General features: G+C 39.4%; 14 protein-coding genes and 1 pseudogene. 8 read left to right on the top strand and 7 right to left on the bottom strand.

What is annotated here, in order from left to right:
* Positions 1 to 19: 19 nt before the first annotated feature.
* Positions 20 to 2,167, bottom strand: a complete 2,148-nt coding sequence (gene ftsH, locus PGQ33_RS06810; protein WP_055156964.1) for an ATP-dependent zinc metalloprotease FtsH — start codon at positions 2,165 to 2,167, stop codon at positions 20 to 22.
* Positions 2,168 to 2,326: 159 nt separating this feature from the next.
* Between ftsH and PGQ33_RS06805 the strand changes: the two genes are divergently transcribed.
* Both PGQ33_RS06805 and PGQ33_RS06800 read left to right on the top strand, forming a co-directional pair.
* On the top strand, positions 2,327 to 3,805 hold the full coding sequence (locus PGQ33_RS06805; RefSeq protein ID WP_008374444.1) for a DUF1846 domain-containing protein: 1,479 nt from the start codon (positions 2,327 to 2,329) through the stop codon (positions 3,803 to 3,805).
* A gap of 292 nt (positions 3,806 to 4,097) precedes the next feature.
* A complete protein-coding gene (locus PGQ33_RS06800; RefSeq protein WP_022220297.1) occupies positions 4,098 to 5,708 on the top strand; it encodes a CTP synthase in 1,611 nt (536 codons plus the stop codon).
* 279 nt (positions 5,709 to 5,987) lie between these two features.
* Here the strand turns inward: PGQ33_RS06800 and PGQ33_RS06795 are convergent, their stop codons facing one another.
* From PGQ33_RS06795 to PGQ33_RS06785, 3 genes are all read right to left on the bottom strand, one after another.
* On the bottom strand, positions 5,988 to 7,028 hold the full coding sequence (locus PGQ33_RS06795) for a D-alanine--D-alanine ligase family protein (protein ID WP_270205505.1): 1,041 nt from the start codon (positions 7,026 to 7,028) through the stop codon (positions 5,988 to 5,990).
* 119 nt (positions 7,029 to 7,147) lie between these two features.
* Positions 7,148 to 7,870: an HAD family hydrolase gene (locus PGQ33_RS06790; protein WP_270205504.1), complete on the bottom strand. Its 723-nt coding sequence runs from the start codon at positions 7,868 to 7,870 to the stop codon at positions 7,148 to 7,150.
* Positions 7,870 to 8,535 carry a DUF1847 domain-containing protein gene (locus PGQ33_RS06785; protein WP_270205503.1) on the bottom strand — a complete coding sequence of 222 codons (666 nt, stop codon included), beginning with the start codon at positions 8,533 to 8,535 and terminating at the stop codon, positions 7,870 to 7,872. Before PGQ33_RS06785 ends, PGQ33_RS06790 begins: the two co-directional genes overlap by 1 nt.
* Before the next feature lie 136 nt (positions 8,536 to 8,671).
* Between PGQ33_RS06785 and PGQ33_RS06780 the strand changes: the two genes are divergently transcribed.
* Positions 8,672 to 8,950 carry a hypothetical protein gene (locus PGQ33_RS06780; protein ID WP_270205502.1) on the top strand — a complete coding sequence of 93 codons (279 nt, stop codon included), beginning with the start codon at positions 8,672 to 8,674 and terminating at the stop codon, positions 8,948 to 8,950.
* A gap of 101 nt (positions 8,951 to 9,051) precedes the next feature.
* Positions 9,052 to 9,699, top strand: a complete 648-nt coding sequence (locus tag PGQ33_RS06775) for a CPBP family intramembrane glutamic endopeptidase (RefSeq protein WP_173687153.1) — start codon at positions 9,052 to 9,054, stop codon at positions 9,697 to 9,699.
* A 559-nt stretch (positions 9,700 to 10,258) separates the two neighbouring features.
* Here the strand turns inward: PGQ33_RS06775 and PGQ33_RS06770 are convergent.
* A complete protein-coding gene (locus tag PGQ33_RS06770) occupies positions 10,259 to 10,894 on the bottom strand; it encodes a DUF5052 family protein (RefSeq protein WP_173690289.1) in 636 nt (211 codons plus the stop codon).
* Between the two features lie 47 nt (positions 10,895 to 10,941).
* The gene (locus PGQ33_RS06765) at positions 10,942 to 12,159 is read right to left on the bottom strand and encodes a hypothetical protein (RefSeq protein WP_270205501.1); all 1,218 of its coding nucleotides are present in this window, start codon (positions 12,157 to 12,159) and stop codon (positions 10,942 to 10,944) included.
* A 235-nt stretch (positions 12,160 to 12,394) separates the two neighbouring features.
* On the opposite strand from PGQ33_RS06765, the gene PGQ33_RS06760 reads away from it, so the two are divergent.
* Genes PGQ33_RS06760 through PGQ33_RS06745 form a run of 4 tightly spaced genes read left to right on the top strand, consistent with a single transcriptional unit; the run spans position 12,395 to position 15,995 of the window.
* Complete coding sequence (locus PGQ33_RS06760) at positions 12,395 to 13,660, top strand: extracellular solute-binding protein (RefSeq protein ID WP_117556923.1); 1,266 nt, start codon at positions 12,395 to 12,397, stop codon at positions 13,658 to 13,660.
* A 26-nt stretch (positions 13,661 to 13,686) separates the two neighbouring features.
* Entirely contained in the window at positions 13,687 to 14,544 is an 858-nt protein-coding gene (locus tag PGQ33_RS06755; RefSeq protein ID WP_008374422.1) for a carbohydrate ABC transporter permease, read from the top strand.
* Positions 14,537 to 15,313, top strand: a complete 777-nt coding sequence (locus PGQ33_RS06750; protein WP_022220100.1) for a carbohydrate ABC transporter permease — start codon at positions 14,537 to 14,539, stop codon at positions 15,311 to 15,313. The genes PGQ33_RS06755 and PGQ33_RS06750 overlap by 8 nt, the downstream gene beginning before the upstream one ends.
* Positions 15,314 to 15,317: 4 nt before the next feature.
* Positions 15,318 to 15,995 carry a hypothetical protein gene (locus PGQ33_RS06745; protein WP_008374417.1) on the top strand — a complete coding sequence of 226 codons (678 nt, stop codon included), beginning with the start codon at positions 15,318 to 15,320 and terminating at the stop codon, positions 15,993 to 15,995.
* A 74-nt stretch (positions 15,996 to 16,069) separates the two neighbouring features.
* On the opposite strand, the pseudogene PGQ33_RS16975 reads toward PGQ33_RS06745, so the two are convergent.
* A pseudogene (locus tag PGQ33_RS16975) lies at positions 16,070 to 17,776 on the bottom strand (AAA family ATPase).
* Positions 17,777 to 17,782: the final 6 nt, after the last annotated feature.

The raw sequence follows: 17,782 nt of genomic DNA, 5'->3' as shown, positions 1-17,782 counted from the left end.
CATCTTCTGTTATTTTAGACTAGTCACGCTTCTGCGGAAGGATGAATCCGTCTTCATCTCTTTCTACTTTCTTCTGCGTTTCTTTCTCTTCCTGCTGTGCAGCTTCGGTATCTGCCTCTTTCTTCGGCATCTCGATCGTCTGCTCTTTTACAGGATTCTCTTCTTTCTTTTCTTCCGGTTCCGGAATTCCTTCACATCTGCGGTAAATCTTCATGAATTCTTTTCCGGTGATCGTCTCTTTCTCAATCAGGAATCCGGCGATCTGATCCATCGTTTCACGATGCTCGGAAAGCATTCTCTTCGCTTCTGCATATGCTCCCTTAAGCATCTTCATAACTTCCTGATCGATTTCTGCCGCGGTTGCCTCTCCGCAGTTCATAACAGCTCTTCCGTCCAGATAACGGTTCTGGATAGATTCCAGTCCGATAAGTCCGAATTTTTCAGACATACCATACTGTGTTACCATCGCTCTTGCGATCTTGGTTGCCTGCTCAATATCGTTCGACGCTCCGGTTGTAACTGTGTCAAACACCAGTTCCTCTGCTGCACGTCCTGCAAGGGCTGTCACCAGCATTGCTTCCAGCTCAGCCTTGGTATTCAGGAACTTTTCTTCCTCCGGTGTCTGCATCACATAACCGAGTGCACCCATGGTTCTCGGAACGATTGTAATCTTCTGTACCGGTTCTGCGTCCTTCTGAAGGGCAGTTACCAGTGCATGACCGACTTCATGGTATGATACGATACGGCGTTCTTTCTGACTCATGATACGGTCTTTCTTCTCTTTACCCACAAGAACGACCTCAACAGCCTCAAAAAGGTCTGCCTGGGATACAACATTTCTTCCTTTTTTTACTGCATTGATCGCAGCCTCGTTGATCATATTGGCAAGATCAGAACCGACTGCCCCGGAAGTTGCAAGCGCAATCTCTTCCAGATTGACTGTCTCATCCATCTTAACATCTTTGGCATGTACTTTCAGGACATCAATACGTCCCTTGAGATCTGGCTTATCTACGATGATACGTCTGTCAAATCTTCCCGGACGGAGAAGCGCCGGATCCAGGATCTCCGGACGGTTCGTGGCCGCAAGAAGCAGAAGACCTTTATTACTGTCAAATCCATCCATCTCTGCAAGGAGCTGATTCAGTGTCTGTTCTCTTTCATCATTGCCACCAAGCTGTGAATCTCTGCTTTTTCCGATCGCATCGATCTCATCGATAAAAATAATACACGGCGCCATCTGCTGTGCCTGCTTAAAGAGGTCACGTACTCTTGACGCTCCGACACCGACATACATCTCAACAAATGCAGAACCTGAAAGAGAGAAGAACGGTACTTTTGCTTCTCCGGCAACTGCTTTTGCAAGAAGTGTCTTACCGGTTCCAGGAGGGCCTACAAGAAGTGCTCCCTTCGGAAGCTTCGCTCCGATTCCAGTGTATTTGCCAGGGTTATGCAGGAAATCGACTACTTCCTGCAGGGATTCTTTTGCTTCATCCTGACCGGCTACATCCTTAAATGTGACTCCGGTAGATTTTTCCACATACATCTTGGCATTGCTCTTGCCAACGCCCATCATGCCGCCACCCTTTGTCATACGGCGCATCAGCATCACGCCCAGACCGATCATGATCACAAGCGGAACAATGTTGACCAGAAGATTCATCACCATATAAGATGTAGAATCCGGTATCTTCTGTTCATACTCAACACCTGCTTTATACAGTCTGTCCGAAAGGGTATCATCCTTCACAATACCGGTATAATACTGCTTCCTTGTCACATTACTGAACAGACCTGTACTGTCATCGCTGCTGTCCTTACTGCTGCTGTCGTTGTTATCTGCTACAGAACCTTCGACCACATCGCTCTCAGAAGCGCCTTTTTTCTTGCTGTTCTTCATCTCAGCTTCTGTCTTCGCTGTGATCACAATCTTGTCATCCTCGATCACAACTTTCTTAACTTCCCCGGAATCTACCATGTTCAGGAACTGATCATAGGTAATCTCCCGGGCATCTGTGTCTTCCCGGAACTGATACAGCGCAAATACGATAAACGAGATCAGCATAACGGTAAATAATATAATATTCCATCTTTGGCGGTTATTTTTATTATTCGGGTTATTATTTCCCGGAAGGTTTTGCTTATTTCTATTATTCTGGTTATCCATACCTACCTCCTAAATGTCGTCCTCTCTATTATAAGTAGGCGTTTTTTAGAAATCAATGAAAAATTTATGAAAAGATTGTAAAAAAGTCATATTTTATAGTATACTAGGTTTGAATTGCTTCTATGAAAGTAAAATTATGGACAAAAAGGATGGAACTTTATGAAAATTGGGTTTGATAATGAAAAATACCTGCAAATGCAGTCTTCTCACATTCGTGAGCGAATCAATCAGTTTGACAACAAACTGTATCTCGAATTCGGTGGAAAGCTTTTCGATGACTATCATGCTTCCCGCGTGCTTCCGGGATTTCAGCCGGACAGCAAATTACATTTACTAAAAGAATTATCGGATACCGCAGAGATTGTGATCGTTATCAGTGCAGCCGATATTGAAGCCAACAAAATCCGCGGTGACCTTGGGATCACTTATGACACTGACGTTCTCCGCCTGAAAGACGAATTTGAAGCCAATGGTCTCTTTGTCGGAAGTGTTGTTATCACACAGTACTCCGGACAGAACAGTGCCGATCTTTTCAAAGGACGTCTGGAAAAGCTTGGCATTAAAGTTTATATCCATTATGTAATAGAAGGTTATCCTTCCAACATCCCGCTGATCGTAAGTGACGAAGGATACGGAAGGAACGAATATATTGAGACAAGCAGACCTCTGGTTGTCATCACCGCACCTGGACCTGGAAGTGGAAAGATGGCTACCTGCCTTTCCCAGCTCTATCATGAGCACAAGCGCGGAGTCCGCGCAGGATATGCCAAATTCGAAACCTTCCCGATCTGGAATATCCCGTTAAAGCATCCGGTCAACTTAGCATATGAAGCAGCTACTGCTGACCTTAACGATGTAAATATGATCGACCCGTTCCATCTGGAAGCTTACGGTGTTACTACCGTCAACTACAACCGTGACGTAGAGATCTTCCCTGTACTGAGTGCAATTTTTGAGCGCATTTACGGAGAAAATCCATACAAATCACCAACAGACATGGGTGTTAACATGGCTGGCAACTGCATCTGTGACGATGAAGTCTGCAAAGAAGCTTCCCGTCAGGAGATCATTCGCCGCTACTACCGCACCATGGACCGTTTCCTTTCCGGTGAATGCCCGAAGGAAGAGACTTATAAGGTCGAGCTTCTGATGAATCAGGCAGGAGTTACCGTACATGACCGTAAGGTTGTTGATGCCGCCCTTGCACGCGCTGAAGAAACCGGTGCACCGGCTGCCGCTCTGGAGCTTCCGGACGGACGCATCGTAACAGGAAAAACCTCTGATCTGCTTGGCGCATCTGCTGCCCTGATCCTGAACGCCTTAAAAGAACTCGCCGGAATCGATCATGATATGCACCTGATCTCACCGACTGCCCTGGAACCGATCCAGAAAGTTAAAACCGAATTCCTTGGAAGCAAGAACCCAAGACTTCACATCGATGAAGCTCTGATTGCACTTTCTATCAGTGCCTCTTCCAATCCGGTTGCTGAACAGGCACTCAGACAAGTCCCGAATTTAAAAGGCTGCCAGGCTCATGTATCCGTTATGCTTGCGAATGTAGATATCCGTCTGTTCCAGAAGTTATCCATCCAGGTTACATCTGAACCGAGATACGAGAAAAAACCGATCTATCAGTAGACAAATATTATATTTTTGATTTTTATACACCCATTTCAAAAAAAATTGTTGTATTTTTTTCTGGAATGGGTGTATACTTTTAAAGTATTTTATAGGGGAATTGATTTCAAGGGGAAATCAAAGTAGCGAGGGAGCCACATAAATTTGTTTTTATGGGGTTTTTTTCTATTTTTATCTGTCAGAAGGTTATACCGGACTTTTCTGATGAATAGAAATCGCATTCTATCTTATTTTTTACAGAACACAATGAGTAGTAGACAAAAAAAATTACCATAAGGAGGGAACTGGAACTATGGCAGTTAAGTATGTATTTGTTACCGGAGGCGTTGTCTCAGGTCTTGGAAAAGGAATCACAGCAGCTTCTCTTGGGCGTCTGCTCAAGGCACGCGGGTACACAGTTACAATGCAGAAATTTGATCCGTACATCAACATTGACCCGGGTACAATGAATCCGGTACAACACGGTGAAGTTTTTGTAACAGACGATGGAGCTGAGACAGACCTTGACCTTGGACATTATGAAAGATTTATCGATGAAAGTCTTACCAAGAACTCGAATGTAACGACAGGAAAGATTTACTGGTCCGTTCTTCAGAAAGAACGTCGTGGAGATTTTGGTGGAGGAACCGTACAGGTCATCCCGCATATCACGAATGAGATCAAGAGCCGTTTCTATCGCAACCCTGCAGCTACAGATACCGAGATTGCGATCATCGAAGTCGGTGGAACCGTCGGAGACATCGAAAGCCAGCCTTTCCTGGAATCTATCCGCCAGTTCCAACATGATATGGGACATGACAATGTTGCGCTGATCCACGTCACACTGATCCCATATCTGCATGCTTCCCAGGAGATGAAGACCAAACCGACTCAGGCAAGCGTAAAAGAATTACAGGGAATGGGAATCCAGCCGGATATTCTGGTCTGCCGTTCTGAGCATCCACTGGATCAGGGAATCAAAGACAAGATCGCCCTCTTCTGTAACGTGCCATCTGATCACGTTCTTCAGAACCTGGATGTGGAATATCTTTACGAAGCACCACTCGCCATGGAAGAAGAACATCTCGCTTCCGTTGTATGCGAATGCCTGAAGCTTGACTGTCCGGAACCGGATCTGAAAGACTGGAAAGAGATGGTCGAATGCCTGAAGCATCCGACACAAGATGTAACAGTCGCCCTGGTCGGCAAATATATCCAGCTCCATGACGCATATATCAGTGTTGTTGAAGCATTAAAACATGGCGGCATCTACAGCCACACAACCGTAAATATCAAATGGATTGACTCTGAAACTGTCACACCGGAAAATGTCGATGAACTTCTCGGTGATGTAAGTGGTATCCTCGTGCCTGGTGGATTCGGTGACCGTGGTATCGAAGGTAAGATCGAAGCTATCAAATATGCAAGAACACATAAGGTTCCGTTCCTCGGACTCTGCCTTGGAATGCAGCTTGCCATCGTAGAATTTGCAAGAGACGTTGTCGGATATCATGATGCACACAGCGTTGAACTGAATCCAAACACTACACATCCGGTCATCCACATCATGCCTGACCAGATCGGTATTGAAGACATCGGTGGAACCCTTCGTCTTGGTTCTTATCCTTGTGTTCTTAACAAAGAATCAAAAGCTTATAAATTATATGGAAAAGAAGAAATCCACGAACGTCATCGTCATCGTTATGAAGTCAACAATGACTACCGTGATGCTCTTACCCAGAACGGTATGCTCTTATCCGGACTTTCTCCGGACGGAAGAATCGTAGAGATGGTGGAAATTCCGGAACATCCTTGGTTCATCGGAACACAGGCACATCCGGAACTCAAATCCCGTCCGAACAAACCACATCCGCTGTTTAAGGGATTTGTGGAAGCTTCTCTGGAATATAGTAAAGAGAAGTAATAAAGTGAAATTATATCATTTCTAAGTAAAAGAAACTCCAGAATCAGCAGTATAAAATTGATTCTGGAGTTTTTCTTTATTCATTCTTTTTTAACCATTTTAGAATTCCGTATATACATATGATTGATAAGATCGGTCCAAACCATTTCAATATGAAAAGAAATGTGTTTTGAATGGAAAATATCCATTCACTATTTGCTGTTGAAATACCATTTCCTGTTGTAATTTGAAACTGCCGCCAATTACGGCGGCAGCAAAACATTCTTCTATTATCTGTAATTAATTTTCATCAGCAATCTCAATCAGTTTATCCAGCAGTTCAGAATAACTATATCCGTAATCTTCCATCAGCTGTGGATACATGGAAATACTTGTAAATCCCGGAAGGGTATTGATCTCATTCAGGTAAACGTGATTGGTCTTTTTATCCAGGAAGAAATCCACACGGCTCAGTCCGTGTCCGTCAATTGCCTTAAAGGCACGAACAGCATACTTACGGATCTGTTCCTGAATCTCTTCATCTACTTTTGCAGGGATACATGTCTTGCTCTCTGCATCTTCATATTTGGATTCAAAGGTATAGAATTCACCGTGTGGCATGATCTGTCCGACTCTGGATACGATAATGTCATCATTTCCAAGAACAGCAGTCTCAAGTTCGATACAATCCACGCACTCTTCTACTACAACATGAGTGTCATATTTTGCTGCCTCTTCCAGCTCCGGAAGTAAATCTTCAACTTTATCACAACGATAACAGCCCACACTGGATCCTGAACGGCTTGCTTTGATAAAGCATGGCATACCAAGTTCTTTCATAATCGAAGCTTCTACTTCTTCTGTTTCTTCCATGTCTTTTTCGACAACGACCAGTCTTCCATCATTGCGCTTCTTTACATATACAGATTTGACCTGCGGAATTCCTGCACTTTCAAATACTTTCTTTGCAAAAATCTTATCCATACATGCACTGGATGCAAATACACGGCATCCTACATACGGAAGCTGTGCCAGTTCAAATAATCCCTGGATAGTTCCATCTTCTCCGTAAAGTCCGTGAAGTACCGGGAATGCAACATCCTGACTTCTCAGAAGATTGAATACACCTTCTACCACTTCTGCTCCGTCAAGCCAGGTATCTTTTGACAGGTCATTATCTTCCTGCTTTAAGATGTACCATTTCCCATCTTTTGCAATGCCGACAAGTGTAATCTCATATTTATCTTTATCCAGATGCTTCATCACTGAATTACAGGAAATTCGTGAAATTGAATGCTCACTGGACTGTCCGCCACAAACAACAAGTAACTTTTTCTTCATATCAGTTTCCCTCTGTTTCTTATCATATACTCTTCTCCGGTTCTCTCCGGATACTACTTAGAATAATTTACCACGTCCGCCATGCATTTACAATAAAAGTTTGGAATTTCAATAAATTTTTAAGCATTTTCCAGGCTTTCCACAAATGCAAACAGCTCTTCCATCGATCCCTGATAATCGCTTTCGATTGGAAGATCCTTTTTATTTTCCTTCGTATCTGTAACAAGGAATGTCTTTACACCGAGTTTCCGAATTGCAAGATCCTCTTCCACGTCATTTCCTACCATCAGACACTCTTCCGGTCTAAGATGAAACTGTTCAAGAATTGTCCGGTAATAATCCGTATTTGGCTTGCAGTAGCAATTATCCTCATAGGTTGTGATCAGCTCAAAATCCTCTGCATCCAGTCCCGCCCATTTGATCCGGTTCATCGTTGCCACCTTTGGAAATACCGGATTGGTTGCAAGGTAGGTGCGGATTCCTTTTTCCTTTGCCTTTTTCACAATCTTGTCCGACAGACTGTTTGGCTGCGTCACCGCAATTGCCTGGTTAAATTCATTTGCATAGAAATCAAGGGCAATCCGTTCGGAATTCTCCGAATCCGTCGGAAGCAGTTCGTCCATATACTGCCAGAATGCTTCCCGGTTGGTACAACTTCCGTCATTATTCACCATCGCTCCATAGCCCTTCCACACGGATGCAATAAATGCTTTCGGATCAAAGGAAATCCCCTCGGATATATATTTTTTTGCCAGAAGCGGCATATAAAAGGTAACAAATTCGTCCTGGTTCATCGGAAGCAGCGTTCCGTCAAGATCAAATAAAATATGTCGAATGTGCATTATTCTTCCTCCAGATTCAGATGATGTAACTTTTTGTAATAAGAGTCCAGCGTATACAAAGCAGCCACCGGATTATTTCCAAGCACCCGATCCTTTACAACCAGCGTTGTACTCGGCGCCTCGGCATATTTGTAAAAGAGGCTGTCATGTCCCACGCAAAGTCCCATCACGATATTGATGTCCGTCTTCTCTTTGTTCAGCATCTGCGCCTGCAGGATTGGGTTACACATATGAACTCCGACCTCCTCGCAGCGTTCCGGAATGCCGACCTCGGTCTTTGGAACTTCTCCGATCTTACAGCCCACACCGTACACTTCAAAGCCGTATTCTCTCAAAAGTCCTGCCAGCAGGTGGCTTTCCTTTAAGAGTCCCACACAGCTTGCAATTCCGATCTTCTTGACACCCAGTTTTTTTGCCCAGCGGATCGTCTCCTCCACACGGGTTGCCTGGCAGTAAAAATCGTGCTCAATCTCGGCACTTGCACGCATGATCTTTAAATCTTTTTCATCTCCCAGATAGGTATCAAGCGCCATCTGCCGGTCTTTCAAGTCCATATTATGTGACACGCAAAATCCCGGATATGGCTTATGATTCTCTATATTCTGCTTTACATTGCATTTCTTGACATTGCAATCTATACATGACAACTTTTTTGTTTCTTCCACTTTTTTCTGCCTCCTCTTGATATACAGATAAGGATAACTGGTATTTTGGGAAAATGCAAGCACGGAATAACTTTACTTGTTTCCGCAAAAGTGTTATCATTATACTAATTCAATTTTACAAAAAAAAGACATACATATGAAGTTTCTAATTTTACTGATTATTGCACTGGTCATCAGTTCGATCGGGTTTAAAAAAATTGTCTGGTTCATCTCGCTTGTCTATTGTTTCTCTATCGCCGGAATCGGCGTGGGCCTGATCGTGCTGTTCTTTAAAGAGCTGACCATCCCAACTCTGGTGATGTTCCTGCTTTTTATCGTGTACGGATACAGGCTCGACGGATATCTAATGATCCGTGAACGCAAAAGTATTTGCCGGAATGATCGCCGCGCTGATCATTGGGCGGCAAGTGATTGATTGCGGTCATTTTGTAGATGTGAAAAAAAATATTCTGTATTCCAGTTTAACTAACAAGACCTTTCAATTACTACACAAGAAAATCAAAAAGGAGATTCTGTATGAAATCTACAACAAAACAATGGATATTTTTCTTAGCTCTCCCAATTTATACTCTTTTAGGTGCGTTTTTATTGCAAAGAATTATCTATGTATATTTGAATGGTCTTATTTCAGAAATGCTCTTTTTATTGATTACGATTATTCCGTCAATTGCAATTATAATTTATATTTCTGTCTATAATAAGTCTCTTGAAGAATACGGATTTCATTTACATAAACCAATAATTCAATTATTTTGTGGAATCGTTCTTTATGTATTTATGGGAATCTTTTTCCGTTTTACTTTCTTATCCCCACCACCTTTTTCTGAAGCACTCCGTAATATAATTGCTAAATTTGACCGAATAAACATAGCTAACTTTTTCTACATATTTAATATGCTTTTAAATGTACTGACCGAAGAAATTCTCTGGCGTGGATTTGTTTTGACTTTTTTGTCAAAGAAATCAAATAATTTCTTTGCTATTTTTATTACTTCTGTTTTCTTTGGATTGATGCATTTTCCTGTTACTTATTCTTTTACACAGGTTATTAATACATGTATTATTTCCATTTTATATTGTTCTTTAAGAACTTTTTTCCCTGATAAATTTAGCATTCTCTCACTTACAGTTACTCATTTTCTTTGGAATGTGGCTCTCTATTAAAATATATTTTTGAGAAATAAGTTTGAATCTAAACTGTGAATTTTTCTACACTAAAAATTTTTTTCAGAAATGCTAACAAAATATAAACCAAAAATTTTTGACCTAAAATATAAGGTTTTAACCCCAATTTAAAGTAAGAAAATTTGACATTTCAACAGACACATGATAATATGACTATAGAAAAAGAGTGCTACCGATAGACGGTTAGCCCTTATACTAATTGATTAAAAATAACCGTTCAGTTTGCAGGCTGGGGCGGTTATTCTTGTGTCTTATTATTATCTTTGCCGAATGTGTATCCGACACAAAAGCAGGTGATTCCAAAACTCACAACTGCAATAAAATCCAAAATACTCATTGGCTTAGCCCTCCTTTCCAGCAGATTCCTTATCAAGGTTTCTATGTAATCAGAGGGTCACAGGTCTCCGTTCTACTTCGGTCGTTGCAAAACGAGTGCCACTAGCACTCTGCACCCTCTGAAAAAGGACTAACCACCACCGTTATGATAGCACCCATGCTTTGATTATATCAGCCGTGAAATTTCACCACAGTAAATTTATCAGTTGGATTCCAACAAACTCTTATCAATGATCTGGAAATTCGCCCGGTGTATGTACAGCGCTTTCCCATCGATCATCAACTTCGTAAACTTTGGCAGATCATCCGGGATTTCCCAGTACACATCTTCTCCACTATACGCTACGATCGGCTGTCCCAGTTGGGATTTGATAACAACAACTCTGGCTTTTCCAAACATATTTTTATACTTATTCAGGACACCTGCGAACGCAGTATTGTCTGTAATCTTACCGCTTGCATTGCTTTCAATATCCTCCTGCGTAAAATCCACATCCGCTTTCAACGCGTCCTGCGCAAAAATACAGGTATCACCACAACTCTCGATTTCCTTTCCATCGATTGTAATCGTAATGACAGAGGAAAGCTCATATCCTGTGATAACATTACCGTCTGAATCATAGCTTGAAGTTTCCACTGCATTTCCCTGCACATTGATCTTGTCTCCTGTAGTTGTCATTACACGATTCCCGTAATTATCATAGGTCGTGATCGTGTACGAATTCCCCACTAATTTTCCTGTAATATCGTTCAATTTGGAACTGAGCATACTGCATCCCGCAAGCGCTATAGTCATGACTGCGCATACTGCTGCCATTGCAAATCTTTTCTTTTTCATAAATTTTCTCCTTCGTCCTTTCGCAGAATCATCTTTTTGCCATTACCTTACTTTATCTTAAGTATCCCTGTATAATTATGTAAAATGTCGTCCGGCTGCATCGCATCCGATACCATGGCAATCTCAAGCTTATACTCTGTATCCTCATCACCAATTGATCCCTGAACCGGCACATACCGGTCAAAGCAGACATTTTGTTTCTTTTTTGTTGTGACAATTATCGTGACATAATCCTCCGTTGTCTGAAGCTTGTAGTAGATATCTTCTTCCGGGAATGTATCCCTTGCCCGGTCGATCATGTCCGCATAATTGTAATATTCCGATTTTTCACCAAGACCTGTCGTTTTTTCATCGATCGCATTCTGCAGCTTTTCTAAAACTGCTGCTGTTCTTGCCTCATTTTGCCTGCACTCGATCGCTGACGTAATATTCACATACAGTGAAATAACAAGTATAATCCCAGCCATAACCGCTATTGATGTTAGCCAGACCTTGGCAAGCTTTGATTTCTTTTTCTTTACTTCCTCTTTTGTGAGATGGATATTCGAAAATTCGTTTACAAAATATATCGGATTTTCATTTCCGTAAGCAATAATCGCATCGACCGTGTCATAACCTCTTTCAACACTGTATTTCTGCCATACACCATATTCTGAGTAAAACTTTTCCAGCCTGTAATAGAACGATAAAAACCATCCTGTATATCGTTTTCTCCGGATAAAAAACGCACAAATCCCGCCAATAAGAATTGCAAAATATCCGACTCCCATTACGCCATAATAAAGACCTTCTATTTTCGATACCTGCTTTTCCGGCAATACCGCAAGTAACTGATATTCCCCATTCTTTTCTTTTTCCCAGTATGTCTGAAACCGACTGCCATAAAAATATTTGATCGGATCCATTCCAAGTTCTGCAAGTGTGTAACTTACATGCTCGCCTTTATTCGGATTTTTCAAGCGCAATGACTCGCCATCCTCCTGCACAACTCCAATTACGCTCTTTTTTCCTATGAGAGAATATCCTGTTACACTTTCAAACGGATCATACTGACCGGCTCCGAAAAACCATACCAGTGAAAGGATCATATAAACGACAAAGAGTTTTATGAGTTCTTTCCACACGTTATATTTTAAAGACCTTTCTATGATCTCTTTTTCATGTGCCGGGATTCCGGGCAGTGTGCTGTACCAGGAAGCGAACCGCTCTCTTTTGGTTTCCTCATCCATTGCTTTTCTTAGATTCATTGCTGTTGCAAGCTGCATCTTCTTTTCCTCCTTTGTACATCTTCTTAAGGATAACTTGTATTTTTTTGAAATGCAAGCGTCCTCTGGTATTCTTCGAAAATCAACAAAATCATACGAACTACTTCGTTTTCAAAAAATTCCTTTATTTTTTTGACATCGTTTTATTTTTGTGTTAAAATTTAGATACTAAGACATATACATCATTTAAATTCAATCAATTATACTTTGTAATTTTTAAGGATGGATCATACCAATGTTCAATTTTAAATTTGCTCTTCTTCCACTCCTCATCCTTTCAATTGGATTATCCGGATGTACAAAGCTAAATAAAGATGTCTCCAAAACACTCTCTATTGTTATAGAACCTGCTTTTAAGGAGCAGGTTATTGATGCTGTAAAATATGCCACATCCAAAAATAACTCTCTGGAATTTGAAATTAAAATATTATCTCCTGATCCTGATAAAAGATCTGCAGAAATTCAGAAACTCCGTACACAGATCATGTCTGGAAAAGGTCCTGACTTATATCTTGTTAACTGTTCCACCGATGGAGCTGCGCAGATGAACGAACCTCTTTTTGAAAATCCTTATAAGGCAATGCAAAGTGGTGTATTCGCCTCATTGGATAAATATATGAAAAAAGATTCTTATTGGCAAAAGGAAAACTATAATCCGTCTTTTCTTCTCCCCGGTCAATATCAGGAAAGACAATATATTCTTCCTCTTTCCTGCCATTATAATATGTTAATCTCCGATACTGTACTTGATTATACACAGGAAAATGATACCTTAGAAGATTGGATTTCAAATATAAAAAGTTCTTCTGACCACGCTCTGAAAAATGCACTATTCGAATTAGATAATATCAGTGGTAACTGGTTTCAACCTGCTGCGGATTACAATTCCGGTCAGATTTTCTTTGATAAGGAAAAGTGGAGTAATTTCGCATTAGAATACTTATTATTTAAACAAGATTATTTAGAAAATGAAAAGACAAATAATACTGATACTAGCTCTTCGCATATTTTAATCTCATCTTTGGATGACATAAACGAACACACAACGCAAATAGACATAATCCCTGATATTCAGGGGAAAAAAATGGCTGCCATTCGTTGCTTTGGTGCTGTAAGTATGGCATCTGATTATAAAGAAGAAGCTTATCACTTCTTAATGTATTTTTTAAATAACGTAATTCAGGAATCAACTAGTACTAATGGAATGTCACTAAGCGCAAATGGTGTCCTTGGAACAGATTATCCGGTACAAGTATCTGCCATCCGTACAAAACTGTCCTTCTTAGATCAGTCAAAACAGGATTTAGCTATAAAAGCATTTCAGTCCTTAGAAGGAGCATATTTTCCGACAGAAGTTGAACATTTTATTTATGAAGAGATTATAGAAAATAGTAGTTTATTATATGGTCCGCAAACTGATTTTAAAAAGATATGGCAAGATAAGCTTTCGGCTTTAGCAGACAAAGCATGGAATGATTATCATACACAGGTGACAGAATAGTTTTAAGTGAAAGCGAGCGTGATGCAATGAAAAAAAAGAAGAAGGGATTCTTACTGGCTTTCCCTGCAATATCAGGATTTCTTTTCTTTTATCTGATCCCATTTTTGATTGTTTTGTGGTATTCAGTTTCTTTTGGTATCGGAAAACGCGAATTTGTAGGTCTTGATAATTATAAAGAACTATTTAAAAATACAATGTTTTTACTGGCAGTAAAAAACACTTGTAAATATATGCTTGTTACAATACCAGTTACTTTAGGGACAGCTCTCTGTATTTCTGTAATTTTACAACAGATTACGAAAGGTCAGAAAATTTTCCGACTCTCTTTTCTTTATCCAATCATCATGCCAATCGCATCTATAGTTTTAGTCATCCAGTTTTTTTTCAAAAATAATGGTTTTTTGAATCTGATACTAAACTTTTTTTATCTTCCTGAAAAAGACTGGCTTCATACATCAAGCGCTTTTTGGATCATCTGTATTTTATATTTCTGGAAATTTGTTGGATATTATATTTTCATTTATTCTTCCAGACTTCAGATGATTCCGAAAGAATATTATGAATATGCCAGTCTTCACGGAGCCGGAAAATGGCAGAGCTTTTATTATATTACCTGTCCTATATTGTTTCCGGTTATCCTTTTTACATTAATACTCTCCATAATGAATGCGTTTAAATGCTACAGAGAAGCCTTTTTACTTGGCGGAACTCATCCAGACAACAGTATTTATTTTTTACAACATTTTATGAATAATAATTTACAAAATCTGAATTACCAAAAGGTTTCCGCCAGTGCAACTATTATTACCGTATTTATTCTTTTTCTAAGTGGTCTTATCTATATGATATACTATTTTCTAAAGAGGAGGACTGCCGATGCATAAGTACAAACAGTACACCCGGCTCTTTGTTTTTTCGATCATAGCCTTTATTTTTTTATTTCCAATTATCTATCTGATTGTATTTTCAGTTTTTCATTCAGATACCGGATTTTCTCTGATGAATTATTATAAAGTTTTTCTGGCAAAACCTGATTATCTGATAAAATTTTGGAGAAGCCTTGCCATGTGTCTGATGATTGCGGCAGGACAAACCCTTTTTTCCTGTATGTCAGGAACAGCATTTGCAAAATATTCTTTTCCTCTGAAAAAATTCTGGTTTATACTATTTGCACTATTTATGATTTTACCGATTCAGGTAACACTGCTGCCGAATTATATTTTATTAGAAAAACTAAAACTTTTAAACAGTTGGAAAGCTTTGATAATCCCTGCAATATTTTCACCTTTTGGAACTGTATGGCTTACTTTCGTTTTCCAGGCAATCCCAGATTCTACACTTGATGCCGCAAGAATGGATGGCGTAAATCAGCTACAAATGATTCGCTACATTATAGTTCCAAATTCAAAACCTGCCGTTATCACATTATTTATATTAGTATTTACAGAAAGCTGGAATATGGTTGAACAGCCTATCCTTTTTCTCGAAAAAGAAACCGACTATCCCCTTTCTGTTTTTCTCGCATCACTCAATCAAAATGCTGTTGGAATTCAATCCGTCTGTGGTCTACTATGTTTACTTCCAGTGACATTTTTCTTTTTATATTACAATACAGAATTGACGGATGGACTAAAAGATATTTTATGGAGTTGATAAAATGATGAAAAAGAAAACCTGGAATGCCGGATGTATGATCCTGATTTCTTTAATGATCTGTACTATTTTATCCATCCGTATAGAAAAATGGATGCAGATACCTGTAGAGATTGCAACGATCAGTCAGACAGAAGAAGAAAAGCTTAATTCTACCATCCGTATTCCCAAAAGTTGCTATAATACCGATACAAATATGATTTTTTATCTGGCAGAGCAAGAAGGAGTATTCGGAACAAAATTTCTCGCCTTTTCAAAGGCTGTCGATCCTCTTTCCATAACCGCAGATAGTATTCTTCTTCCGGAAGAAAAAGATGAAAAAGGACAACTTTTGCAGATCATAAAATGGTCTACATATCCATTAAAAGATGGAGATGAAGTCACCATCGATCAGGAAGGGGAACATAAAAAACAGTCTGGTGAAAACAGACGTATTTTAGAAAAGCAAAAATCTTTTTTCTTTTTGTTTGGAATAACCGTCCTGATTTTAATTTTTATCTTTGCTTTTGGAATTAAAGATTTGTATAAGTTTCCTGCCGGAGATTATAGAAAATGTGTCAGAGGAATGCTACTCATTCTGATTGGATTTGGTATCTTATGGAAAATTACTGCACTTGTGAATATTCCGCGAGAATATCTGCCTCCGGAATGTATATTGGATCTGGGATTTTATTTACATTAATCTATAAAACGGATAAAGTCAAACTGCTATATGAAAAAGTTTTAAATCGCAATAGCAGTTTGACTTTCTTCTTTTTATCCTATCAATACTTTTTTTCCTTCAAATGCAAAACCATAATGATGAATCTCTTCTTTTTTTAGACCTCTGTCATATAGTTCTGCATCATAACATTTTTCTTTAATCTGTGTCAGTGCCGTCTGCACAGTGTCTTCCAACGATTCTTCTCTTTTTATATTTCTCACTTTAAATTCCATAATAATCGCCGGATACTTTTTTGTTTCTTTTATTTTAGGAATCATCATCACGTCATAACGTCCAAAACCACTTTCTCTGTTCGACCGAATCTCATAGATATCAGTCTGATCCGCAATGAGTCCCAGAACAAATCCATGATAAAATCGTTCCGGTTCATTTTGTCCTACATCAAAATAACTGAATATTGTCATTATAATCTGATTCATATAATAGTTCATAGCATCTATATCATCACTTAATAATGCCTTCATGAACTGATTATAATTGGATTGATTCTTTGCGAACCATCCTTTAAACATAGTTGTAAACATTGCTGTTGTTTCCAGATTGGTGATTCGCAGATGATACCATGGCTCTAACAAAACGCCCCGATATTCTATCTGCTCTGCTTTCAGATAACCACTTACCAGCATCAGGCTCCAGATTGCATTCTCATCTTGATCAAGCTGCTCAAATACGATTTGTTCATCAAAATTAACTACGATTTCTTTTCCCTGCAGCAATTCTTCCATCTTTTCTTTGATGTCTGTGGAAGCTTTTCGAATCAGTTCATCAATCATACTATTTGAACTGGTATCTGCCCAATAAGGACGGACCTGTTTTTTATCTAAAAAATTAGTAATTGACCAAGGATTATAGATATCATGCGTATTTCCAAATATAAAACCATCATACCAGGACTTTACAAGCTTTTTCTGATTGTTCATCCCACGCTCTTCTAACGCCTGAAATACTTCTTCTTCCGAAAATCCGAAACAGGTTTCATACTCCGTTGATGTCGTTGTTGCAACGTTAAGATTATTTAAATCTGAAAATACAGATTCTTTCGACACGCGTGTAATCCCTGTCATCATTGCTCTTTCCAAATATGGATTTGTCTTAAACGTTGCATTAAATTAACTTCTGATAAATGCTGTAAATTCTTTCCAATATCCATAGAGATAAGCTTCCTGCATCGGGGTATCATATTCATCCAGCAAAATAATAACTTTCTTTTTATAATACCGGCTCAGGCAATTTGCCAGATTTTTTACCGCATTACAGATTGTATCATTTGCCACCTGTTTTTTGATTCCTGGATTTTTTGCATAATAATCTAACTCTTCAAAGCATTTCCTCTCACCATCCGTAAGTTCATTACTTTCAAGCAGATACCTATGTTCTGAATAGGCTTCATTGATCGCCATGATAATCCCATCTCTGGCATCTTCATAATTACTGCCTTTAATTGCGGCAAAACTCAGAAAAATTACCGGATAGGTTCCTTGCATTTTACGATACTTTTCCTTTTTCCAGACTGCCAATCCTTTAAAAAGGTCTTCCCGTCCTGTAAATTGATTGGAAAAGAAACAATTCAGCATACTCATATTCAATGTTTTTCCAAATCTACGCGGTCTGGTGATCAAAGTAATTTCATCTTTTGATTCCCACCACTTACAGATCAGATCTGTTTTATCAATATAAAAACAATCATTCTCCCGAAGAGATACAAAATTCTGTTTTCCGATACTGATTACTTTTTGCATGAAAGA

This window comes from Coprococcus sp. AM100_B19A, assembly GCF_027662015.1.
Taxonomy (GTDB): Bacteria; Bacillota; Clostridia; order Lachnospirales; family Lachnospiraceae; genus Allocoprococcus; species Allocoprococcus comes.
The sequence above is the reverse complement of the archived record's forward strand: the minus strand, read 5'-3'. Positions and strand labels throughout refer to the sequence as shown.